The sequence below is a fragment of the Cecembia rubra genome (assembly GCF_003014575.1).
GTDB lineage: Bacteria > Bacteroidota > Bacteroidia > Cytophagales > Cyclobacteriaceae > Cecembia_A > Cecembia_A rubra.
Genome location: NZ_PYGF01000007.1, coordinates 211,174 through 230,239, shown reverse-complemented (window position 1 = coordinate 230,239; position 19,066 = coordinate 211,174). Strand labels below are relative to the sequence as shown.

The 19,066-nt window shown below is 39.9% G+C and carries 17 protein-coding genes; 4 read left to right on the top strand and 13 right to left on the bottom strand.

The window, feature by feature from the left end:
• The first annotated feature begins 7 nt into the window (after positions 1-7).
• Positions 8-1,702 carry a capsule assembly Wzi family protein gene (locus CLV48_RS13735; RefSeq protein WP_106567905.1) on the top strand — a complete coding sequence of 565 codons (1,695 nt, stop codon included), beginning with the start codon at positions 8-10 and terminating at the stop codon, positions 1,700-1,702.
• On the opposite strand, the gene CLV48_RS13730 is transcribed toward CLV48_RS13735, so the two are convergent.
• The 5 genes from CLV48_RS13730 to CLV48_RS13710 all read right to left on the bottom strand — a co-directional run bounded on the left by CLV48_RS13730 (position 1,703) and on the right by CLV48_RS13710 (position 8,332).
• Positions 1,703-3,022: a serine hydrolase domain-containing protein gene (locus tag CLV48_RS13730; protein WP_106567862.1), complete on the bottom strand. Its 1,320-nt coding sequence runs from the start codon at positions 3,020-3,022 to the stop codon at positions 1,703-1,705.
• A gap of 68 nt (positions 3,023-3,090) precedes the next feature.
• Positions 3,091-5,523, bottom strand: a complete 2,433-nt coding sequence (locus tag CLV48_RS13725) for a TonB-dependent receptor (RefSeq protein WP_106567861.1) — start codon at positions 5,521-5,523, stop codon at positions 3,091-3,093.
• Positions 5,524-5,745: 222 nt separating this feature from the next.
• Positions 5,746-6,348 (bottom strand): superoxide dismutase, encoded by a 603-nt coding sequence (locus CLV48_RS13720; protein WP_106567860.1) that lies wholly within the window; start codon positions 6,346-6,348, stop codon positions 5,746-5,748.
• A 108-nt stretch (positions 6,349-6,456) separates the two neighbouring features.
• Complete coding sequence (locus CLV48_RS13715; protein WP_106567859.1) at positions 6,457-6,900, bottom strand: nucleoside deaminase; 444 nt, start codon at positions 6,898-6,900, stop codon at positions 6,457-6,459.
• Positions 6,901-7,201: 301 nt separating this feature from the next.
• Positions 7,202-8,332: a hypothetical protein gene (locus tag CLV48_RS13710; protein ID WP_106567858.1), complete on the bottom strand. Its 1,131-nt coding sequence runs from the start codon at positions 8,330-8,332 to the stop codon at positions 7,202-7,204.
• A 330-nt stretch (positions 8,333-8,662) separates the two neighbouring features.
• Here CLV48_RS13710 and CLV48_RS13705 point away from each other — a divergent pair, with 330 nt between their 5' ends.
• Entirely contained in the window at positions 8,663-9,832 is a 1,170-nt protein-coding gene (locus CLV48_RS13705) for a Na/Pi symporter (protein WP_106567857.1), read from the top strand.
• 10 nt (positions 9,833-9,842) lie between these two features.
• Here the strand turns inward: CLV48_RS13705 and deoC are convergent, their stop codons facing one another.
• Together deoC and CLV48_RS13695 are read right to left on the bottom strand one after the other, a co-directional pair.
• Positions 9,843-10,502 carry a deoxyribose-phosphate aldolase gene (gene deoC, locus CLV48_RS13700; protein ID WP_106567856.1) on the bottom strand — a complete coding sequence of 220 codons (660 nt, stop codon included), beginning with the start codon at positions 10,500-10,502 and terminating at the stop codon, positions 9,843-9,845.
• A gap of 2 nt (positions 10,503-10,504) precedes the next feature.
• Positions 10,505-11,716: an NAD(P)-dependent oxidoreductase gene (locus CLV48_RS13695; RefSeq protein ID WP_106567855.1), complete on the bottom strand. Its 1,212-nt coding sequence runs from the start codon at positions 11,714-11,716 to the stop codon at positions 10,505-10,507.
• 132 nt (positions 11,717-11,848) lie between these two features.
• On the opposite strand from CLV48_RS13695, the gene CLV48_RS13690 reads away from it, so the two are divergent.
• Positions 11,849-12,439: a methyltransferase family protein gene (locus tag CLV48_RS13690; RefSeq protein ID WP_106567854.1), complete on the top strand. Its 591-nt coding sequence runs from the start codon at positions 11,849-11,851 to the stop codon at positions 12,437-12,439.
• A 476-nt stretch (positions 12,440-12,915) separates the two neighbouring features.
• Here the strand turns inward: CLV48_RS13690 and CLV48_RS13685 are convergent, their stop codons facing one another.
• Genes CLV48_RS13685 through CLV48_RS13670 form a run of 4 tightly spaced genes read right to left on the bottom strand, consistent with a single transcriptional unit; the run spans position 12,916 to position 15,972 of the window.
• A complete protein-coding gene (locus CLV48_RS13685; RefSeq protein ID WP_106567853.1) occupies positions 12,916-13,455 on the bottom strand; it encodes an FKBP-type peptidyl-prolyl cis-trans isomerase in 540 nt (179 codons plus the stop codon).
• Positions 13,455-14,000, bottom strand: a complete 546-nt coding sequence (locus CLV48_RS13680; RefSeq protein ID WP_106567852.1) for an FKBP-type peptidyl-prolyl cis-trans isomerase — start codon at positions 13,998-14,000, stop codon at positions 13,455-13,457. The genes CLV48_RS13685 and CLV48_RS13680 overlap by 1 nt, the downstream gene beginning before the upstream one ends.
• Positions 14,001-14,009: 9 nt before the next feature.
• Positions 14,010-14,945, bottom strand: coding sequence for an FKBP-type peptidyl-prolyl cis-trans isomerase (locus CLV48_RS13675; protein WP_106567851.1), 936 nt, complete (start codon positions 14,943-14,945; stop codon positions 14,010-14,012).
• Positions 14,932-15,972, bottom strand: a complete 1,041-nt coding sequence (locus tag CLV48_RS13670) for a DHH family phosphoesterase (RefSeq protein WP_106567904.1) — start codon at positions 15,970-15,972, stop codon at positions 14,932-14,934. Before CLV48_RS13670 ends, CLV48_RS13675 begins: the two co-directional genes overlap by 14 nt.
• A 192-nt stretch (positions 15,973-16,164) precedes the next feature.
• Between CLV48_RS13670 and CLV48_RS13665 the strand changes: the two genes are divergently transcribed.
• Positions 16,165-16,587 (top strand): nucleoside-diphosphate kinase, encoded by a 423-nt coding sequence (locus CLV48_RS13665; protein ID WP_106567850.1) that lies wholly within the window; start codon positions 16,165-16,167, stop codon positions 16,585-16,587.
• Positions 16,588-16,659: 72 nt separating this feature from the next.
• Here the strand turns inward: CLV48_RS13665 and CLV48_RS13660 are convergent, their stop codons facing one another.
• Together CLV48_RS13660 and CLV48_RS13655 are read right to left on the bottom strand one after the other, a co-directional pair.
• Entirely contained in the window at positions 16,660-17,391 is a 732-nt protein-coding gene (locus CLV48_RS13660) for an SIMPL domain-containing protein (RefSeq protein ID WP_106567849.1), read from the bottom strand.
• A gap of 152 nt (positions 17,392-17,543) precedes the next feature.
• Positions 17,544-19,022, bottom strand: a complete 1,479-nt coding sequence (locus tag CLV48_RS13655; RefSeq protein WP_106567848.1) for a M14 family metallopeptidase — start codon at positions 19,020-19,022, stop codon at positions 17,544-17,546.
• Between the last annotated feature and the right edge of the window lie 44 nt (positions 19,023-19,066).

The following is a 19,066-nucleotide window of genomic DNA, read 5'->3' as shown; positions in this document are numbered from 1 at the left end:
CAGGAAAATGAAATCAACAAATCTCCATATTATCTTCACAATCATCTTGCTGATTTTAAGCAATCGCCTAGATGCACAGACAGTTCCACTCAATACCCCGGTCTTGGAAGAATACATGAGAAGGCAACAATTATTGGGCAGGCTTAATGAACATGCTTCCTTTGCCATCAGGCCCTTGCATCCTGCATATGCATTTGACCGAGAAAATGGATTGGATTTGGACAGTACTTTTACGGATTTAGCACATTCTGAGGTGCATCAGGTATTTGGCAAAAACAAAAAAGACCATCTAATCGTAATGCCCGTCTCCATCCGTACCCAGTATAATTCTGATTATGCATTCGGCTTGAACAATGGGGCAATGATCCCAAATAGAGGCTTCCAGAGTTTGGTCAGTGCAGGAATATTTTTAAAGGAAGGCAAGCTTACGGTTCAATTGCAACCCGAAATTCTCTATGCCCAAAACAAAGAATATCTGGGTTTCCCCATAGAACACCAAGCCACAATCCTATATTACTATGAATATATGAACCGGATTGATATGCCTGAGCGATTTGGAACGGGACCTTACACCCGCATTCTTGCAGGTCAATCCAGTATCCGATTTAATCCTGGTGGTTTCTCTATTGGGGTTTCCACGGAAAACCTCTGGTGGGGCCCTTCCCGGCGCAATTCACTTATACTAAGTAATAATGCCCAAGGATTCCTTCACTTTACAGCCAATACGCTTAAGCCTATAGAAAGTCCTATAGGTCACTTCGAGGGACAGTTGATTGGTGGCTTATTAAATGCCTCTGGCTTTTTGCCTCCACATCCAGGTTATCATATTCAGGGAAATCATGTTTTGATACCCAAACGGGAAAATGGTCAACGATTTCTTTCCGGATTTATAATGAGTTACAAACCCAAATGGGTCCCTGGACTTTTTCTTGGTTATGCCGCTACCAATAATGTCTATTTAGAAGATATGGACAGGTTCGGTGATTATGTGCCTTTCTTCAATGGCCAGAAAGGATTAAACAATGTACGCAATCCTGTTAGGGATAAAAGACAACAATTCAGTTCTGGCTTTTTTAGATGGATTAGCCCAGAAGGACATTTTGAATTTTACGGTGAATATGGAACCAATGGAAACAGCAGAAGGTTCTCAGATTTTATTATCACCCCTGAGAGAAACAGAGGATTTACTTTTGGTTTCAGCAACTTGATGCCACTAAAAAAGGATAGACAATTCCTGCAAATCAGTGCAGAAATGACCCAAACAGGACAAACCATAAGGGAAAGTATAAGAAACCTGGACACATGGTATATACATAACCATGTCCGTCACGGATATACCCACAATGGACAGGTACTTGGAGTAGGGTACGGACCTGCTGCTAATGTCAACTGGGTGGAATTGGCTTGGGTAAAGGATTTCAGTCGAATAGCTTTTCATTTTGAAAGAATAGTGTATAACAATGATTTCTATTATTTCCGCTATGAGGAATCCAAAGACTGGAGAAATAAATATGTTGACCTTGTACCTTCTTTGGTGGCAGATTGGAGATTTGGAAACCTTCTCGCTCATGTCAACTTCCAGTATGTCAATACCCTAAATTACAAGTGGTTTTTGGAAAATCAGCCCGACCAGTATTTTGTTCCGGGACTGGATAGAAAAAACTTCGTTGCTACTGTAGGAATTAGCTATATTTTCAAATAATCATTTCTTCTTCAATACGAATTTCATCCCCGATTGGGACAAAGTCAGCTGATCATTTTCCGGCTGAAATTCAATAGAAAGATTGGCCAATCGGAAAACAAAAGTAGTTCCCTCATCATGCTCCAATAAAAATTCAGGTTGGCCGGTGGCCTGTGCCATGAGTGCCAGCTTCTGTCTTCTGATGGTAATATCCAAAGGAAAACCGGGAGCCCCGTAAACCCCGACAAAAGCATCCAATTCCTCTTCCGTAAAGGAATCATCGGAGAATTGTGGAATGTCAAAATCCTTTCCAAAAAATGCGCTCAACACAGCAATAGAAATCTGATTAGGATCCATATTGGCCCCGTTCAAGGTCAGTGAATATGCGAGGTCTTTCTCTGGAAAGTAACTTAAAGAAGCCATGAACCCATCTATGCCCCCATCATGGCCATAGGCAAAATGATCATAAAAAGGAAATTTAAATATTCCGCGTCCGTAATTGTCCCTCAATTCTGTCATTTGGGAGAGACTGGCCTCACTGATTAATTTCCCTTCAAATAATGCTCTAATAAAAACCGTCAAATCTCCGGGCGTGGAAACAAGTGCTCCGGCACCTAAAGGGATGGACATATCAGTAATGCTTTCCTGTTGCCACTCTCCCAAAAATCTGTAAGATAAAACCTCCCCTTGGTCAGGTGAAAATTCCTCACCGATGTAGGTGTTGTTCAGACCAAGGGGACCTAAAACATACTTTTGCAATAAATAGGGGTAAGACTCCTGATAGGTATCCTCCAAAATCCAGGTCAAAAGCACATAGTTCGGATTAGAATAATTGGCTTTTGTGCCAGGTTCAAATTCACTCTTTCCTGCAAGTATTATCTGATACAATTCTTCTCTTGACTTAGGGACTGTGTTCCAGGTCAGGTAATCCTGGCTTGAGGTAAAGCTATAAATACCACTCCTGTGGCTTAGCAGATCACTCAATGTTATTTTTTCGGCATTGGGCAACTCTGGGAAAAAGCCTTCAATACTTTGTACCAAATTGAGCCTTCCCTCTTCTATGGCCTTGAAAACAAGTACAGAGGTAAAGGTTTTGGAAATAGAGCCTACCCTAAATTTACTTTCTTTGGTTAAGGGAATTTTTTCGCTACGATCTGCGTAACCAAAGGACTTCTGGTAAATGGGCTCCCCACGATAATAAAGTAACACCGAGCCCATCACTCTGTCATTGGCTTCCAAAACATCAAAAAACTCATCCAATTTGGCCCTATTAAAGTCTTGTGCAATAACTGAAGCCATAGTGACTCCAATTAGGGTAAACATTACAATCGCCTTTTTCATAAAAGTAAATTTAGCTCCAATCCTACAAAGCTAAAAACTCCTCCCGATTTTTGGGAGGAGTCCTTAGTTTAATCCAACCTGTTTCTTTCTTCAGTACTTCCACTTCTATTGGATACCCTGAAGCTTTCTCCTTTGGCAAACTTATACCTGAGGGTGAATCTTACCCCTTGAGTATTTCGATATTGTCTGAACTGGGTATCAATATTATCAAACTGCACATTGGCTCGGATAACCTGACTGGCAAACAAATCTGTTCCATTTAAAGTAAGGGTCATCTTGTCTTTCATCAAGCTTTTGGTGATTCCCAAATCTACCCATCCAAAACCTTTAATTGTGGCCTGTCCGTATTGTGCAGGACCGATATACATCCCCATCAATTCTGCCCTGAATCCGGCCGGTAAATTGAAGTTATGCTGGGTTCTCAACGTGTAAGAGGTCTGGGAAACATCCAACAGGGCATCTCCAATCTGGGATTTCCAAGCAGAATTGGTAACTTGAACCATGTTGCTGGTATTCCACCAAGAGCGGATTTCCACAGGAATCATGGCCCTAAAATTCCAGGTCTTCGCTCTATCCAAATTCGCAGTATAAGTAGTAGTGGTTCTGGACTCTTCATCTTGGGTAAAAATTTGCTGGAATACATCATTGGTCAGGGAATAACCAACGGTGAACTGATACGCACCTTTTACTACATGGTTCATTTCAAGGTTATGGGCATATTGAGGACGGAGATTGGGATTTCCTTCTTCAGTGGTCAATGGATCTATGTAATACACAAATGGGTTCAACAGTCTGTAGTTGGGTCTTGTAATTCTCCTATTGGCATTGTAGATAATTTGATAATCCTTGCTGACTTTTTGCTGAACACTTAAACTCGGGAAAAGGTCGATGTAATTTTGCTTATTTACCTGATCCAAAGTAACAGAATTACCGGTAATATCGGAGTACTCTGTCCTCAATCCTGCCTGAAAGCTTACATTCTCAGCAAACTTACTTTTGTAGGAAGCATAAGCTGCCAATACATTTTCTTCATAGATGAACCTGTTGCTATTGGGATCAGGCTGGAAAGGTTCGTCTTCAACCGCCTTACTCAAATCCAGATTGTTGTCTGATTTTACCCAACTTCCTTTAAGCCCACTTTCAAACACCCTTCCTTTACCTAATGGTCTAATAAAGTCAACTTTCGCTGTGAAAATGGAATAGTCCATATCATTTAATGTGAGGATAAAGTCTCTCGTGGAAAGTGGCTCATTCTCATTGACCCAATTGTTATTTGTCAAAAGCGAATTAGAAGAAGAAACCATCCTGGTATAATCCAAATCTGATGTCAACTTGGTACCCAATGAATCCAGTACACCCACATAATGGAAATTTCCGAATACCCTTCTGTTTCTTGAATCAGAATCATTGCGGGATCTCAAGAAAAACACATCTTCCGTTCCTGGATTATTGATTTCTGTAAGGGACCTACCAATGTTTTCCCCATTATATTCAGATGCCTGGACAGTTATACCCACGCTGTGGTTTGAATTGATTTCGTAATCACTTCCACCATTGAAAAATAAGCTCTTATTGTAGGTTGTAATATTACCATTTTGGTGGAAATTGGATACTCCCTGTTCTAATTGAAAATTCCTGCTGATATCAAGTTCATTTACAAAATTGAATTCATTGTAGTTCAGACTGGCCTGATTGGTCCATTTGCCTTTCTTGACGTTAAGGGACAAGCCTGCATTAGGTCCAAAAATTCCATTGTAAATACCCCCCAAACTCACATTGCCAAACATGCCGTCAATATTGTTCTTTTTTAACCTAAGGTTAATAATACCAGCACCTCCTTCCGCATCAAACCGGGATGGAGGGTTGTTTATGATTTCAATACTTTTTATGTTTTCAGCAGGAATAGACCTTAAAAATTGAGCAAGGTCAGCAGCACTCATGTAAGTCTGCCGGTCATTGATCATCACGGTTACACCAGGTCTTCCATTCAAATTGATCTGATCATTTTCATCTACATATACTCCTGGGGACCTTCCTATCACTTCCAATGCTGTATTGCCATCTGCCAAAACAGAGCCTTCGACATTCACGATGGTTTTGTCCGCCTCTACGATGATCTCCGGTCTTGTCGCTCTTACAGTTACTTCTGAAAGTTTCCCTGCTTCTTCTTTGATGGTAATCATCCCAAAATCCTTATTGGTTCCCGGTTTGATATCAAAAGGCTCCGTCTTGAAGGTTTCAAATCCTATTGAAGAAACTACCAGATGAACTTTTCCTGACCTAGCTGATTCTATATGAAACTTTCCGTCATCTCCAGTTACAGCACCGGTCAGTAATATACCAGACTCGGTTTCGACCAATGCTACATTGGCAAAAGGAAGGAAATCACCCTTCCCGTCTGCTACCCGGCCTGTAATCTGGGAAAACTCCTTAGCTGCCAAGTTGCTCATTCCTAAAAAGAAGGTCAAAAGCACTACAAATACTTGGGTTGAGATTTTCATAAAATAGTTGGTTTAGATTTCAATGTTCTGTGCCAACTCCTATGAAAATCCAGTGCCAGTTCAAAAAATTCATTATAATTAACTGATTTACTGGGTTTTATAATAATGATCTATTTCATAGGTGTATCATTTACGAACACATGAATCGTACGCTATGCGTACAAAAAAAGCCTTGGGAAAAAATCCCCAAGGCCTGTATCGTTACTGTTTCTGTTGTATAGCTTACTTAGCAGCAGCGTATCTTTTGCTAACTTCAGCCCAATTGATCACGTTCCAGAAAGCCCCGATATAATCCGGTCTTCTGTTTTGATAATGTAGGTAGTAAGCATGCTCCCATACATCAAGGCCCAAGATAGGGGTACCTTTTACTTCAACTACATCCATCAAAGGATTATCTTGATTTGGAGTAGAGCTTACGGCCAAACCATTGGCTGTCACCGATAGCCATGCCCAACCAGAACCGAATCTGGTAGCAGCTGCTTTATTGAACTCCTCTTTGAATGCTTCAAAAGTGCCGAATTTGGCATTGATGGCATCTGCCAATTCCCCGGTCGGAGCTCCTCCACCATTAGGAGAAAGGATAGTCCAGAATAGGTTATGGTTATAATGACCTCCACCGTTATTTCTTACTGCGGTATTAGAGCCAGCGACAAGCATTAATTCTTCCAAACTTTTGTTTTCCAAATCTGTCCCGGCAATGGCATTGTTCAGATTGGTAACGTAAGCATTGTGGTGCTTTCCATGATGGATTTCCATTGTGCGCGCATCTATATGTGGTTCAAGCGCATTAAAATCATAAGGTAGTTTTGGTAGTTCAAAAGCCATTTTTATCTTTTGCGTTTATGGTGAAACATGAAAATTAAAATTCCGAAAGAATTTACAAATAATTAACCCAATTGGTGGGAAAATGGTTCTGTATCCTGCAAAAAGGATTTAATTTCTTAACTTTTTAAAGAATTCATCCAATAAATTCTTGGATTCTTTGGCCATTAATCCTTTTGTCACTTTGGTTTTAGGATGTAATATTCTCTCCTGTATAAGCGAAAACCCTCTTTTGGGATCTGAGGCACCATAATGTAGCTCTCCCAACTGTGACCAGAAACTGGCTCCGGCACACATGACACAGGGTTCGAGGGTGACATATAGCTTACATTCAGGAAGGTATTTTGCTCCTAGGGCATTGGCTGCTGCGGTGATAGCAATCATTTCAGCATGGGCTGTGGCATCAGTGAGCTTTTCTGTTTGGTTATAAGCCCGGGCAATTATTTTATTTCTGCATACAATTACCGCTCCTACAGGAATCTCTTCTTCCTCAAAAGCCAGTTTGGCCTGTTTAAAGGCCTCGTTCATAAAGTAGGCATCAGAAAAGAGTTCCATGGAAAGTATTTTGTTCAAAAATAGCAAAAAAGGAGAAGCGAGAGAAGAGAAGCTTGAGATTGGACTGCATTTCTGTCAAGTGGGAAATCCTAATTTCAGAAATAAGAGACAGCAAGAGACAAGACTCGATTGCTTGTTGGGATTTAGGGGATGTTCTGGAAGCGGAAGCCTATGTTGACTGGTCTTATTTCTTGTAGATAAGCAAGAAAGGTTGGAAGGATCGATTCGAAGGCAGAAGTCAAAAGACGGATTTCAGAAAATAAAAACCCCATGCTTGAGAGGCATGGGGTTGGTTTATATATTATCTGAAAAGATCAAAAATTTCATTTCTGACTCCTTCATTGATAATCAAAGCCAGGATTAGGGAAACTATAAGGCCAATGGTGGCTTTAAAAATGTCCTTTCTTGCCAATGTATATGCACGGTAAATTCTTGCTTTTCTCTTGCTCAATTTTTTGGATTTAGAAAGCGCTATAGCCAATTCTCTACCACCTAACAAACCGATAAACACCCAAGTGGTACTCATGGGTACATTGTTAAGCATCTTGAAATAGAACAGGATAATTGCATATACAAAGTCCACCAATGTAGCGGCCCTAACATCAGTCACACGGGTTTTTTCATTGACAATTGACTGTATCCTATCTCCTTTCATGTAGAACAAGAAACCTAGTCCAATGAAAATAAAACCTGCATAACCTAAGAATTCCCAGACACTCAATTGACGTGGAAGAAAAACAGCAATGTTAGCTGCATCTTGCATTATCCAAACAGCCCAAAGTGTTCCAGAGGTGAACCATTGAAAGACATACCAATGTGGTTTTGCCTTTCCTTTCAAAAAATTCTTCACCAATTTTTCGATAGCGAACCAAACTATGATCGCAATGAAAAAAGCCAAAAGGTAGCCCATAAAGCTTTTTTTCATCACATCTAATATGGTATTTGCTTTGTAGGTAAATACATTCAATAATAGAAATGTCGTAGAAACAGGCATTCTGAGCCTTGTCATTACAAGCAAGACAATTGGTGCTGCTAGCTGTAGAAACACAAAGTTGTCAGGAGATTTGTCCAAACCAGGAACCTGTAACCTTTGGTAACTCACATCACCATTGTAAATAAACCAGCTATAGGTCACCGTAGCTACGAATATCAAGCCCATAAACAACCACAGCCAATACCATCTGGTTCTCGAATTGGAGGCGATAAATGTTCCGATGGTCTGAATACTGTCATTGGCTATCGCAGAGTAAGCCGCCAGGGCAAACCCGAACCACATTGCCAAATAGGTAAATGGACTGATTATACCTGCAATCGAAATCAAAATACAGATAACTACGAGAAAGGATTTTTCTTTTTTGGTAAAATCAAAAAGTGAATAGGCAACTTTGGACAGTGCGTCCTGATTGATGTTTTGGTCTTTAAGTTTGGCCATAAAGGGAGGTAAGTTTCTTAGCTAAAGCCGATGCAAAGTTAAAGAAGATTAATCCGTTTTAATGTTAACAAATTGTTAATTAGAAAATAAAACCTGCCATTTCTTCGTTTTTAAGAGAAAAAAGCAAGCATTTGCCATAAATACCAATCAAATTTAGGCAAAAATGGTCGATTTTTTTTCATTTTTTGACACAAGAGAGAAAAAAAGCCCCAATCAATGCAGCTAATGTTAACAAAATCTTCACATTTAAGGACTGTTAATTCAGCTGCTGTACATTTATTTTGCAGTATAAAAGACAGGCATTATTCCCATGCATGTGATCTGGCATAGATGAGCAGTAGTAAAACAGGCCCAAAAGGCCCCAACAGGTTATTTTCAGTCTTAATTACAGTTTTGGGGCTATTGCTATTTATGCTCTCCATTGATTTATTAACGGTGAGCATGATCCGTCTCAACAGTGATTTTGCCTCCTCTCTCTTCCGGGCAACAAACAATCCATTCATCGGTCTTTTTGTGGGATTATTGATGACTGCTTTGATCCAAAGCAGTTCTACAGTAACTGCAATGATTGTCGCTGTGGTCGCATCAGGTTCATTGACATTAGGGCAAGCTGTTCCCTTGGTGATGGGAGCAAATATTGGTACAACGATTACCAGTACTTTGGTTGCATTTTCTTTTATTATGAAGAGAAATGTGTTCAAAAAAGCTTTGGCCGCAGGGGTGCTCCATGATATTTTCAATATCCTTACTGTATTAATCCTATTTCCCTTGGAAGTTTATTTTGGTTTCCTAAGTGAAACAGCTTCCTTTATTACCGCTACATTTTTTGATAGTGGGGGAGAATATGACGGTAACTACCAGTATAATGTGCTCTTTACTAGACCATTGACATTGTGGATTGCCAACCTAATTGGCCAACCATTTCTATTGCTGCTGTTTGCAGTAATAATGGTATTTACCTCTATCAAGCTGCTTTCCAAGTTTGTGTTGAAGTCATTTATGTCTGCCAATGTGAATAAAATCAACAAGCACATTTTTCAAAAACCCTTCTTCTCCTTTTTGTATGGGGCATTCTTCACTGCCGCTGTTCAATCCAGTACAGTGACTACTTCCATCATAGTGCCTGCTGTGGCCAATAGGAAAGTATCTCTGGTGAAAGCTTTTCCTTTTATCATAGGTGCAAATATCGGAACTACCATTACAGCTGCCATAGCTGCGATTTATAAAACAGATGCTGCTATCAGTTTAGCTGTGGTACATTTCCTTTTCAATATGATAGGCGCAATGCTCTTTATGCCATTTCCATCAATTAGGAATATCCCCGTAAAAATTGCCACCTACCTGGGAAATGAGTCTACTCGAACAAGATTAGTGGGTTTTGCCTACATTCTATTGACATTTTTCATCATTCCATTCTTATTGATCTATTTCAATAAAAATGAGGACATCAGGGAAATGGGCCATGCAGATCGGTATCAAAAAACTGAAATCAAAAAATAAAAGGGAGTGTTTAACCCTCCCTTGATGCTTCTACAATCTGTACCCCCGAGCTGGTCCCTATCCTATCAGCGCCAGCCTTGATCATTCTCACCGCCTGTTCATAAGTTTTGATACCGCCACTTGCCTTGATACCTACACTGCTGGGCAAATTTTCTCTCATCAGTTTGATATGGCCTTCCTGAGCCCCTTCCGGAGCAAACCCGGTAGAAGTCTTAACATAATCTACCCCCGCTTCAGCACAGATTTTACAGGCTTGGATGATCTCTTCCTCGTTAAGGTACGCCGTCTCTATTATTACTTTCAGGATACGCTCATGTTCATGACAAAGCTTGGCCAACCTCGCCAATTCAATTTTTGGCCAGTTCATCCCTGCCTTAAATGCAGTGATGGACCAAACTACATCAATCTCATCTGCACCGTCCTTTATGGCTTGCTCGGTTTCATAAACTTTGGTCTCTGTCATGTTATAGCCTAGGGGAAAGCCTACCACTGTCACCAATTGTATAGGAGCGTCTCCTATTTCCCTTTTGGCTTTTTTCACCCAAAATGGAGGCACACAAATACCCACAAACCCGAATTTTTTGGCATCCTGAACCAAACCTTCAATATCAGCATCGACGGTCAGAGGCTTCAAAATCGTCTGCTCTATATACCTTTCAATATTTTTCATACTTATTCTACTGTTTCATTCACAAAATCCTTTAAATACATAAACTCCAAAGTTAAATCCCCATCCTTGGTTATGGTTGCTTTATCCAAAATTTTTGAACTTGGCTTCAAAAGTTCCGGGATAAGATGTTCTATCAATTGCCGTCCAAATTCCTCAGAAGCATTTCTCGGCAGCTCAGTCGGCAAATTGTCTATGGCCATTACAGAAATACTGTTCTGCTTTCCAAAAGCCTGCAAGATTTCAAAATTTTCTCTATCTACATCAAAAACGGGTTGCTGAATATTTGAAGCCTTGACTGTGGTAGGAACTGAACCATTGATATCACAGGTAATATCTGCAATTACTGAAATATTGAAATCTTCTGAGCTAATGTCCTCTATTTCGAATAATCTTGGTGCCCGGCTGTCCCAATAAGCGGCAGCCAATAGGATGTCACTGACTTCTGCATACTTCAAAAAGTGGCTTTCATATTTTTCAGGACATGTGAAAAATTCCTCTCTGTCGAAGCCACCATCCGTCTTTCTTCTATTGAAATCCGATGAAGATAAAACCGTAAACACCGCTTCATCAAAATATTGGTGTAAAAAATCCTTAGGACCAACTTGTCTGATACCTACAGATTCAAGTACTTCCAAAACCCCTTTGCCGACCCTTCCCGTTCCTGTCACTACAATTTTAATTGGTGGAAGCTGAACTTTTTTGAGTTCAATGTCCAATTCATCCCTATCAAAACATTCAAAAGCCCTTTTGATATCATAGAGACCTGTTTTTTTACCATAGGTCCAAAGACCGTTATAGGCACCTACTATTCCTGCCCATCTTCCAAAAGCTACAGTACGCTCTCCCTTTTCATTTTTCAATACCTCATAATCAATGAGTTTGATGTTATTTCGGAGTACTTCCTGTAAAAGTTTCCTGTTGTAGGCTTGCTTCTTAATCGTATGGGAGAAAAAGATATATGTTTTGTCAGGAATAAGTAGATTTATAGGCACCTCCTTAATCCCCATAAGCACATCACAATCAGACATATCCTGAGCGACTTCAATATTCAAGTCTGAAAATTCAGCATCGGAATAACATCTGATAGGGCTCGCCTCCACTTTGAATTCCAGTTCATTGGGATGTAGCTCTAAAAGTCTCCTTACCTGCTCAGGAGTAAAGGGCACTCTCTTATCAGGAGGGATTTTACCCTCTCTTATTAATCCTATTTTCATTACTTTGGGTTTGAACTGTCAAATTAGAAAAAGACAAGCAATCAAAAAACTCCTGAGCATAAAAGTAATCCCTTTAAACAAGACTTGTTTACTTTGTGGTATGTAAAGGTAAACCTAAAAACATATTCCAAAATGCCCTACCTACTTCTTGTCCTCTTTTGGGGATTATATTACAGCTTACATACCCTTTTGGCAAGCCTTTTTTTCAAACAATGGCTAAAAAATAAAATAGGTAAATCCTATGTTTGGTACCGCTTATTATATTCTCTATTATCTGTTGTCGGTTTATTGGCCATTCTGGTTTACGGTGCAACAATAGAAAAAAGTTCCCTCATGGCCGTTACTGATTTTACCACTTATTTGGGCTATATGTTTGCTGCTTTTGGCACAATTATCTGTGTAAAATCATTCAGGCATTTTTCCCTGAGTTCATTTATAGGATTCCGCCCCAATGATGACCTCATTGAAAAACAAGAGTTTATTCAAAAGGGCTTATATCAATACATTAGGCATCCATTATATGCAGGATTGGTTTTGATCTTTCTAGGGTTTTTCTTTTACCAACCTTTGCTTTCATCCTTTATGCATCTTCTCTGCTTGCTGACTTATTTGCCTTTTGGAATTTATTTTGAAGAAAAAAAGCTTACTCAACTTTATGGTAAAAGTTATACCCAGTATAAAAATGAAGTTCCGTCATTAATCCCAAGGAAATTGAGAGCTTAATTATTCAAAGGTTTTGCCTCTTTGGCAGATTTTAAATTATTTGTCTCCAGAAAAATAATATCTCTAATGCCGCCTCATTCTGAGGTCTCAACATTTAAGGTTATGAACAGGTAGGACACTACAATATTGCGCACCACGTTGACCAGATCCAGCTGAGAAATACACCTATTGTTTAGGAGATCCTTCACCTCCACAGCTCCGGTTCAGGATGTCCTTTTAATAAATATCAACTCTTTTTCTTAACATTTTCCTAAATGTTAAATCCTTAGAATCAGGACATTTCAGTCCATGGATTTCAACCCGGATTAATATTGTATATTTCAAAGACTTATGACGTTTATTCTGTGAAGAGAATCAAAAGCTTGAATAAACATCAAAGAAAAGAGGCTGCCTTATAAAATGATGGCAGCCTCTTTTGTATTTAATTTATCAAAAAGAAGTGAATGCTATATACAGGATCTTCTAAACTACCCTGCTCACTCAATTCCCAGAAATTCAACTTCAAACATCAAAATGGAATTTGCTGGAATACCATCCCTTTCCTGATCCCTATAAGCCCATGGAGAAGGAATGATCAAAACGGCCTTAGATCCGCTTCTTAACTGCCTGAACCCAATATTGAAACCTTGTATAGCTTCCCCAGAACCTAAGGTAAACTGGAAAGTCCTGTAAATACGGTTTTCATCCCAAACATCGTTGGCCTTGGCTACTGATTCCAGGTTGGTATCGAACACGGTACCATCCAGCAATCTTCCAATATAATTGGTATAGATCAAGCGGAATTCTCCAGGCTTTGAACCAGTCCCTTCTTCTTGTACGATTATAATTACGCCATTTTGATCATGAATCCTTCTTATGCTGTCAATCTGAGCAGTCTTCAAGAACTCATCGATGATTTTGCCGTCCCTGGCGAGATTTCCTTCTAGATCATAGGTTGGTCCAAAGGGATTGCGGGGTTCACAAGATAACCCGATAATGGCTACCAATACCAAAAATAAAGTACTTAATCTTTTCATTATTCCTCGTCTTCAGGAGTTTTGAGTTTGATATAATCCAACTCGAACATTAATACAGAAATACTAGGGATACCCTGTGCTGCATCACGACCATATCCATAAAGGGAGGGCATAATTACAGTAGCTTTATCCCCTTCTTCCATTTGGGAAATACCAAAGAGAAAACCTTGGATTACCGGTTCAAGTCCGAATGCAAATCTAAATGGCCCATAAGGCCTATTTGGGTTGAATATGTTATTCTCCCTTGCAACACTTTCAATTGAGGTGTCAAACACATTGCCGTTCAACAATTTACCGACATAGTCCACCACCACTGTATCACCTAGAAATGCTTTTCTTCCACTGTTGGAAACCTCTTGCCAGAAGATCCGGATTCCCAAACCAGGATCAGAAAACTCCTTCACAGAAGGGATAGGATTTTCACGTACAAACTCCTCGATTCTTTGAAGATCTCTCTCAAAGATGATTTGGGTATTTTCACTGTCGGAAATACATGAAGATAAGAATAACGATAAAGCTAAAATCCCAAAATTTAAGTACTTCATTGGTATAGATTATTTTTGAACATCAGTGACTTCTACGTCAAAGATCAGAATAGAGTTTGCCGGAATTGGGCCACCTGAATCTCTGTCCCCATATGCCAATGGAGACGGAATGATAAATTTTGCTTTATCGCCTTTTTTCAATAAGGCAAGACCTTCGTCCCATCCCTTGATTACCTGGCCCATAGCTACCCTTACTTCCAAAGGAGCATATCCATTATATTGGTCTCTTTGTTCATTATAAACACCATTTGCCATAGCAAGTGATTTGATGCTTGTATCAAATAGAGTACCGTCCAACAAATATCCCGCATAATGAACAAAGGCCAAATCACCTTCTTCAATTTGCGGTCCTGATCCTGCTGATTCTATGACGTAATATAGACCTGACTCTGTCCTGATGGCATTGATATTTTTTTCAGCGATGTAATCTTGGATGATTTGGGTATCGATTTCCAACTGCTTTACTGCTCCTTCTGCCTGTCTTTTCATTTCTGCTTCCTGTAGTGAATTGAAATAGGCCTCGACTCCCTGATAATCAAGAACATCTAATACGCCAATTCTTACTTTAATTTTTTGTTCATCCTTCAGGAAAAACGGAATATTTTCAGCAAATATTTTTTTGGCGGTCGTCTCAAATGCTATACTGTCACCTTTCTTCAATCCAAGAAATATTTCATCCATACCCGATTTCCTAGGGATGGAGTCATTGAACTGCAGATATGCAGGCATCATTTGGTCATAGGTTGAGATGAATGTTGAATCTTTGTCAGTTTTAACAATCAAATGATACAATACAAATTCTCCGTTTTTTGGTGCCTGGCTACCCTCTTTGATGTAAGTATATTCTATACCATCAGAAGTGGTCTTGGTTTTGTTGCATGACATGGCACTGAATGCAATGACCATAAGGGCAACCGCAAATAATAGTGATTTAATTTTTTTCATGGATGGGTTCTAATTGATTGAAAAGCGTTTTTTGATTTTCTTTTATTAATTTTTCGAATTTTTCGGTTGTTTCCTTTAAAGGAAGAGAAGATCTTCCGCCGGATGCATTTTTGTGCCCTCCTCCATCAAAGTAGTCCGCCGCAAACTTATTAACAGCTATTTCCTCAGTGGAACGGAAAGAAATTTTTACTCCGTCCTCCCTTTCTGTAAAGAGTGCGGCAATTTTTATACCATCCAAGGAAAGGGCATAATTGACTAGCCCTTCTGTATCTCCGGTCTGGGATTGGTATTTCTTGAGGTCCTTTTTTCCTATAGAAAAATAGGCCGTCTTTAAATCCTCCAAAATAGTCAGCCTTCTGGTAATGGCAAATCCAATAAACTTCAGACGGTTAACCGAATTGGTATCATAAATCAATCTGGATATCCTTGTGTTGTCCGCACCCAATTCAATGAGTTCTGCGGTAATAAGGTGAACATTTTTGGTGGTATTTGGATGCCTAAAACCTCCTGTATCCGTCATGATACCTGCATAAAGACAATCTGCAATATCTTTATCTATGTAATATTGGTCCCCTAGGGCTACAATGAGTTCATAGACCAGTTCACAGGTAGCTGCAGCTTTTGTACTCCAATACCTAAAATCAGCAAAGTCCTTTGGGTCCTGATGATGGTCAATGTTTACAATGAAAGCCTTGGACTTGGTTACAAAGGATGCAAGTTCATGAAGTCTTTTGAGACAGGAAAAATCAAGACAGAAAATGGTATCAGCATTCATCACCATTTCAATTGCTTTTTCCCTGTGCTCTGGATTTTCAAAGTTGAGGACTTGGTCATTTCCCTTCATCCAAGAAAGGAATTGGGGATAATCTGAAGGTGTAATTACCGTGACATCATGTCCCTTTTTTTTGAGGTAGTTGGCCATTCCCAAAGAAGATCCCAATGCATCTGCATCTGGCTTATGATGGGTGGTAATGACAACTTTGTGGGGGGATGATAATCTATCTTTAAATAACTCTAATTCCTGCATTTGGTTGCTTTTGTACATTCCCCTGAAAGGAATATAGTCTGCAAATGTCTATAATATTTTTGAATTTTCCCAATTTGGTTAATCAGCTAATTTTGAAAGAGATAAGAGAGAATTCCATACCTTTCTATGGACTTTAAATGAATTCCCCTATTTTTGCAGCCAAATTAAAAAACAGATATAAATTCCAAAGAAATGGCAGGAAACAGAACATTCACCATGATCAAGCCTGATGCTTTTGCTGCAGGCAACTCAGGAGCAATTTTGAAAATGATCGAGGAAGCAGGCTTTAAGATTGTAGCCATCAAGGCGACCCAGCTTACTCCTGAGCTCGCAGGAAAATTCTATGCAGTACATAAGGAAAGACCTTTCTATGCAGATCTTTGCAAGTATATGTCCTCTGGACCGATCATTGCAGCTATCCTGGAGAAAGACAATGCGGTAGAAGATTTCAGAACTTTGATCGGTGCTACCAATCCTGCAAATGCTGCTGAAGGAACCATCAGAAAAATCTTCGCTACATCCATCGAAGCAAATGCTGTTCATGGTTCAGACTCTGATGAGAATGCTGAAATTGAAGGAAACTTCTATTTCAACCAATTTGACAGGGTAAGATAATTCCTTCTCTTATAGACATAAAAAAACCCGCAGTATAAAAAGCGGGTTTTTGTTTTTCTTGATACTTCAAAATCATCTTACGGAATAACTCAACCTCATGGTAATGGAGGCCGTCTTTTCTTTGGAGGTAGTATTGAAAGTACCTCCCCAAGAATAATCCTCTGTAGAATGTTGACCGGTAATCTGGAATATCCCCATATTTGCGGCAATCAGTTTCCCCAGCTTAGCACCCGAATTCTCAGCAATTTTTTCTGCCCTCAACCTTGCATCTTCAGTTGCCCTGGATATCATTTCTATTTTTAGACTTTCCAGTTCGGTATAATAATACCTCGGAGGTTGGGAATAAAATTTTACCCCCTGCAACAATAACTCTGTGATTTCTCTTGAAATCTGGTCAATCTTATCCACCTCCTTGGAATCGATCTGAAGACTTTGGTTAAGTTCATAACCCAAAAAAGTCTGTCCCATATAATTACCCGCGCTGCTGTAATTTTGTCTGTAAAGGGGATTGGTATTAACGGCGCGAAAAATGATCTGATCTTTTGGAATACCTTTGGCCACCAGATAATCCGTTACCGCTTTTCTATCCTTTTCAAGTTCCGCATATGCCACCTTGATATCCAGATTTTCCCGGCTGAAATTCCCCTCCCAAACCACGAGATCGGAAGTAAAATTTTTCTGTCCCAAACCTGTAACATCTACGGTGCCGGATTTTTTATTTCTGTTCAGAAAAGCACTGCCCAAAATGGCAGCAGCAATTACAATAGCCAAAGAAAAAATGACCGCTGTAAGATTTTTCTTCATAGTTAATTTAGCTTAAAAGTAGAGGTTTTAACTTTTCTAAATGTAACAAAAATCCTGCTGCATCTGAAAGAAATTTCTATTATTCTTGGGTTCAGTGTAATTCTCAGCAATTCAATTGCAAAGCAACAATAAATTGATCAAAAACCTGCATCTTATTGCACCCTTTGCATCAGTTTTTGGGGGCTATTGTCATTCAGATCAATCAGGTAGCCATTGACAATGGCATAGCGAAGGTTACCACCCTGGGCCAGGAAGAAATTGGGATTGCCTCCTGTTCGGATGCCCATAGAAATCGAGTTTCCATTTTTCAATACTATCAGCGGCAAACTATGCAGTTCCCTGTCCACAGCTTCTTGTACTTTTGCGCCCAGGTAGCCTTCACGGAGAAGTCCCATTGCCTTGTCCCAAGTAATTTCCCTAACGTTGGCAAAAGGTGTTTCATATACTTTGCCTTCTACTACTTCCAAGCCTTTGGCATCCAGTTCTTCAAAACCATAGAATATGGATAAATCACCCAGGTCATCTACCACCCCACTTACAAAGAAAGACCCATGGGCATCTGATTCCCTTCTTCTGATTCCTAGATCAATTTCATACGCATGCTGCTCTTTGCTTTGGGAAATATTCCGGACAACAAGATCCATCAAGCGGATGGAATTATCAGGAATGCTGTAATAGTCGTCCAAACTGTATTGGGTGTATTGGACCTCTGCAATTTCCAAAAGGGCATGCAGCATGATGATGAAATTCAGCCTGCGGATTTCCTGCTTTTCAGGGTCATTGGGATAGCCTCCAGACTCAATCAGGATGGTGCTGGTGCCCCATTTTTGGAAATTATCCCCAAAAGCCCTCGGTTCAAAGGCATCATCATACTTGCCCACATGTCCTGGCGCTATTTGCTGTATGACTTTGTTCATCCCTACTATGACTTGCATGGCCCGCTTTCTGATATCATTTACTTCCGTCTCGTAATTATAGGCAGGAGCGAGGACAGAAATGGTGGCTGGAGTAGAGGTCTCTCCAGCGGTATAGTAGATTTGCTGGTCATGAAGGTTAAACCCAAAATCCGGAGAGAAAAAGTCCCTGGCATTTTTCAAAATGACCGCTTCAGGGGAAGCCAATGCGATGGCATCGCGGTTCAGGTCAATATCCAATGAGTTTCGCCTGATCCATTGGTCCATGCCATCAGGATTGACCATAGGAATAAAGCGTAGGGTCAGTCTCTCCAAAAGCTTTTCACGGATAGGTTCAAAGCCGTCATTTTCCCCTTCAAGGAAATTGAACAGGTCAAACAATGCCATGGTAGCAGTGCTTTCATTGCCATGCATCTGCGACCATAGCAAAACTTTTGTTGGACCTTGGCCTAAGGTCATCTGATAGATGGACTTCCCTTCTACGGACCTTCCTATTTCCTCCACCAGAAAACCCTGCTTCCTTTTGGTAACCAGATGGATTACATCATTGTATTTAAACCTCCTATGATCTATGGATTGCTCTTTGTACAAGTCATAGGCTTTTTCCAATTCGGCCACTTCCGCTACAGGTGTTGAGGATTTGGGCTGACAGGATACCAAAATGAAAAATATACCGAAGACGGTGGCTAGGAAAATAGAAGGGATCAGTCTTTTCATGTTTTGGTTGTGGATATAAATTATCCGTCTAAGTTAGGAACTTC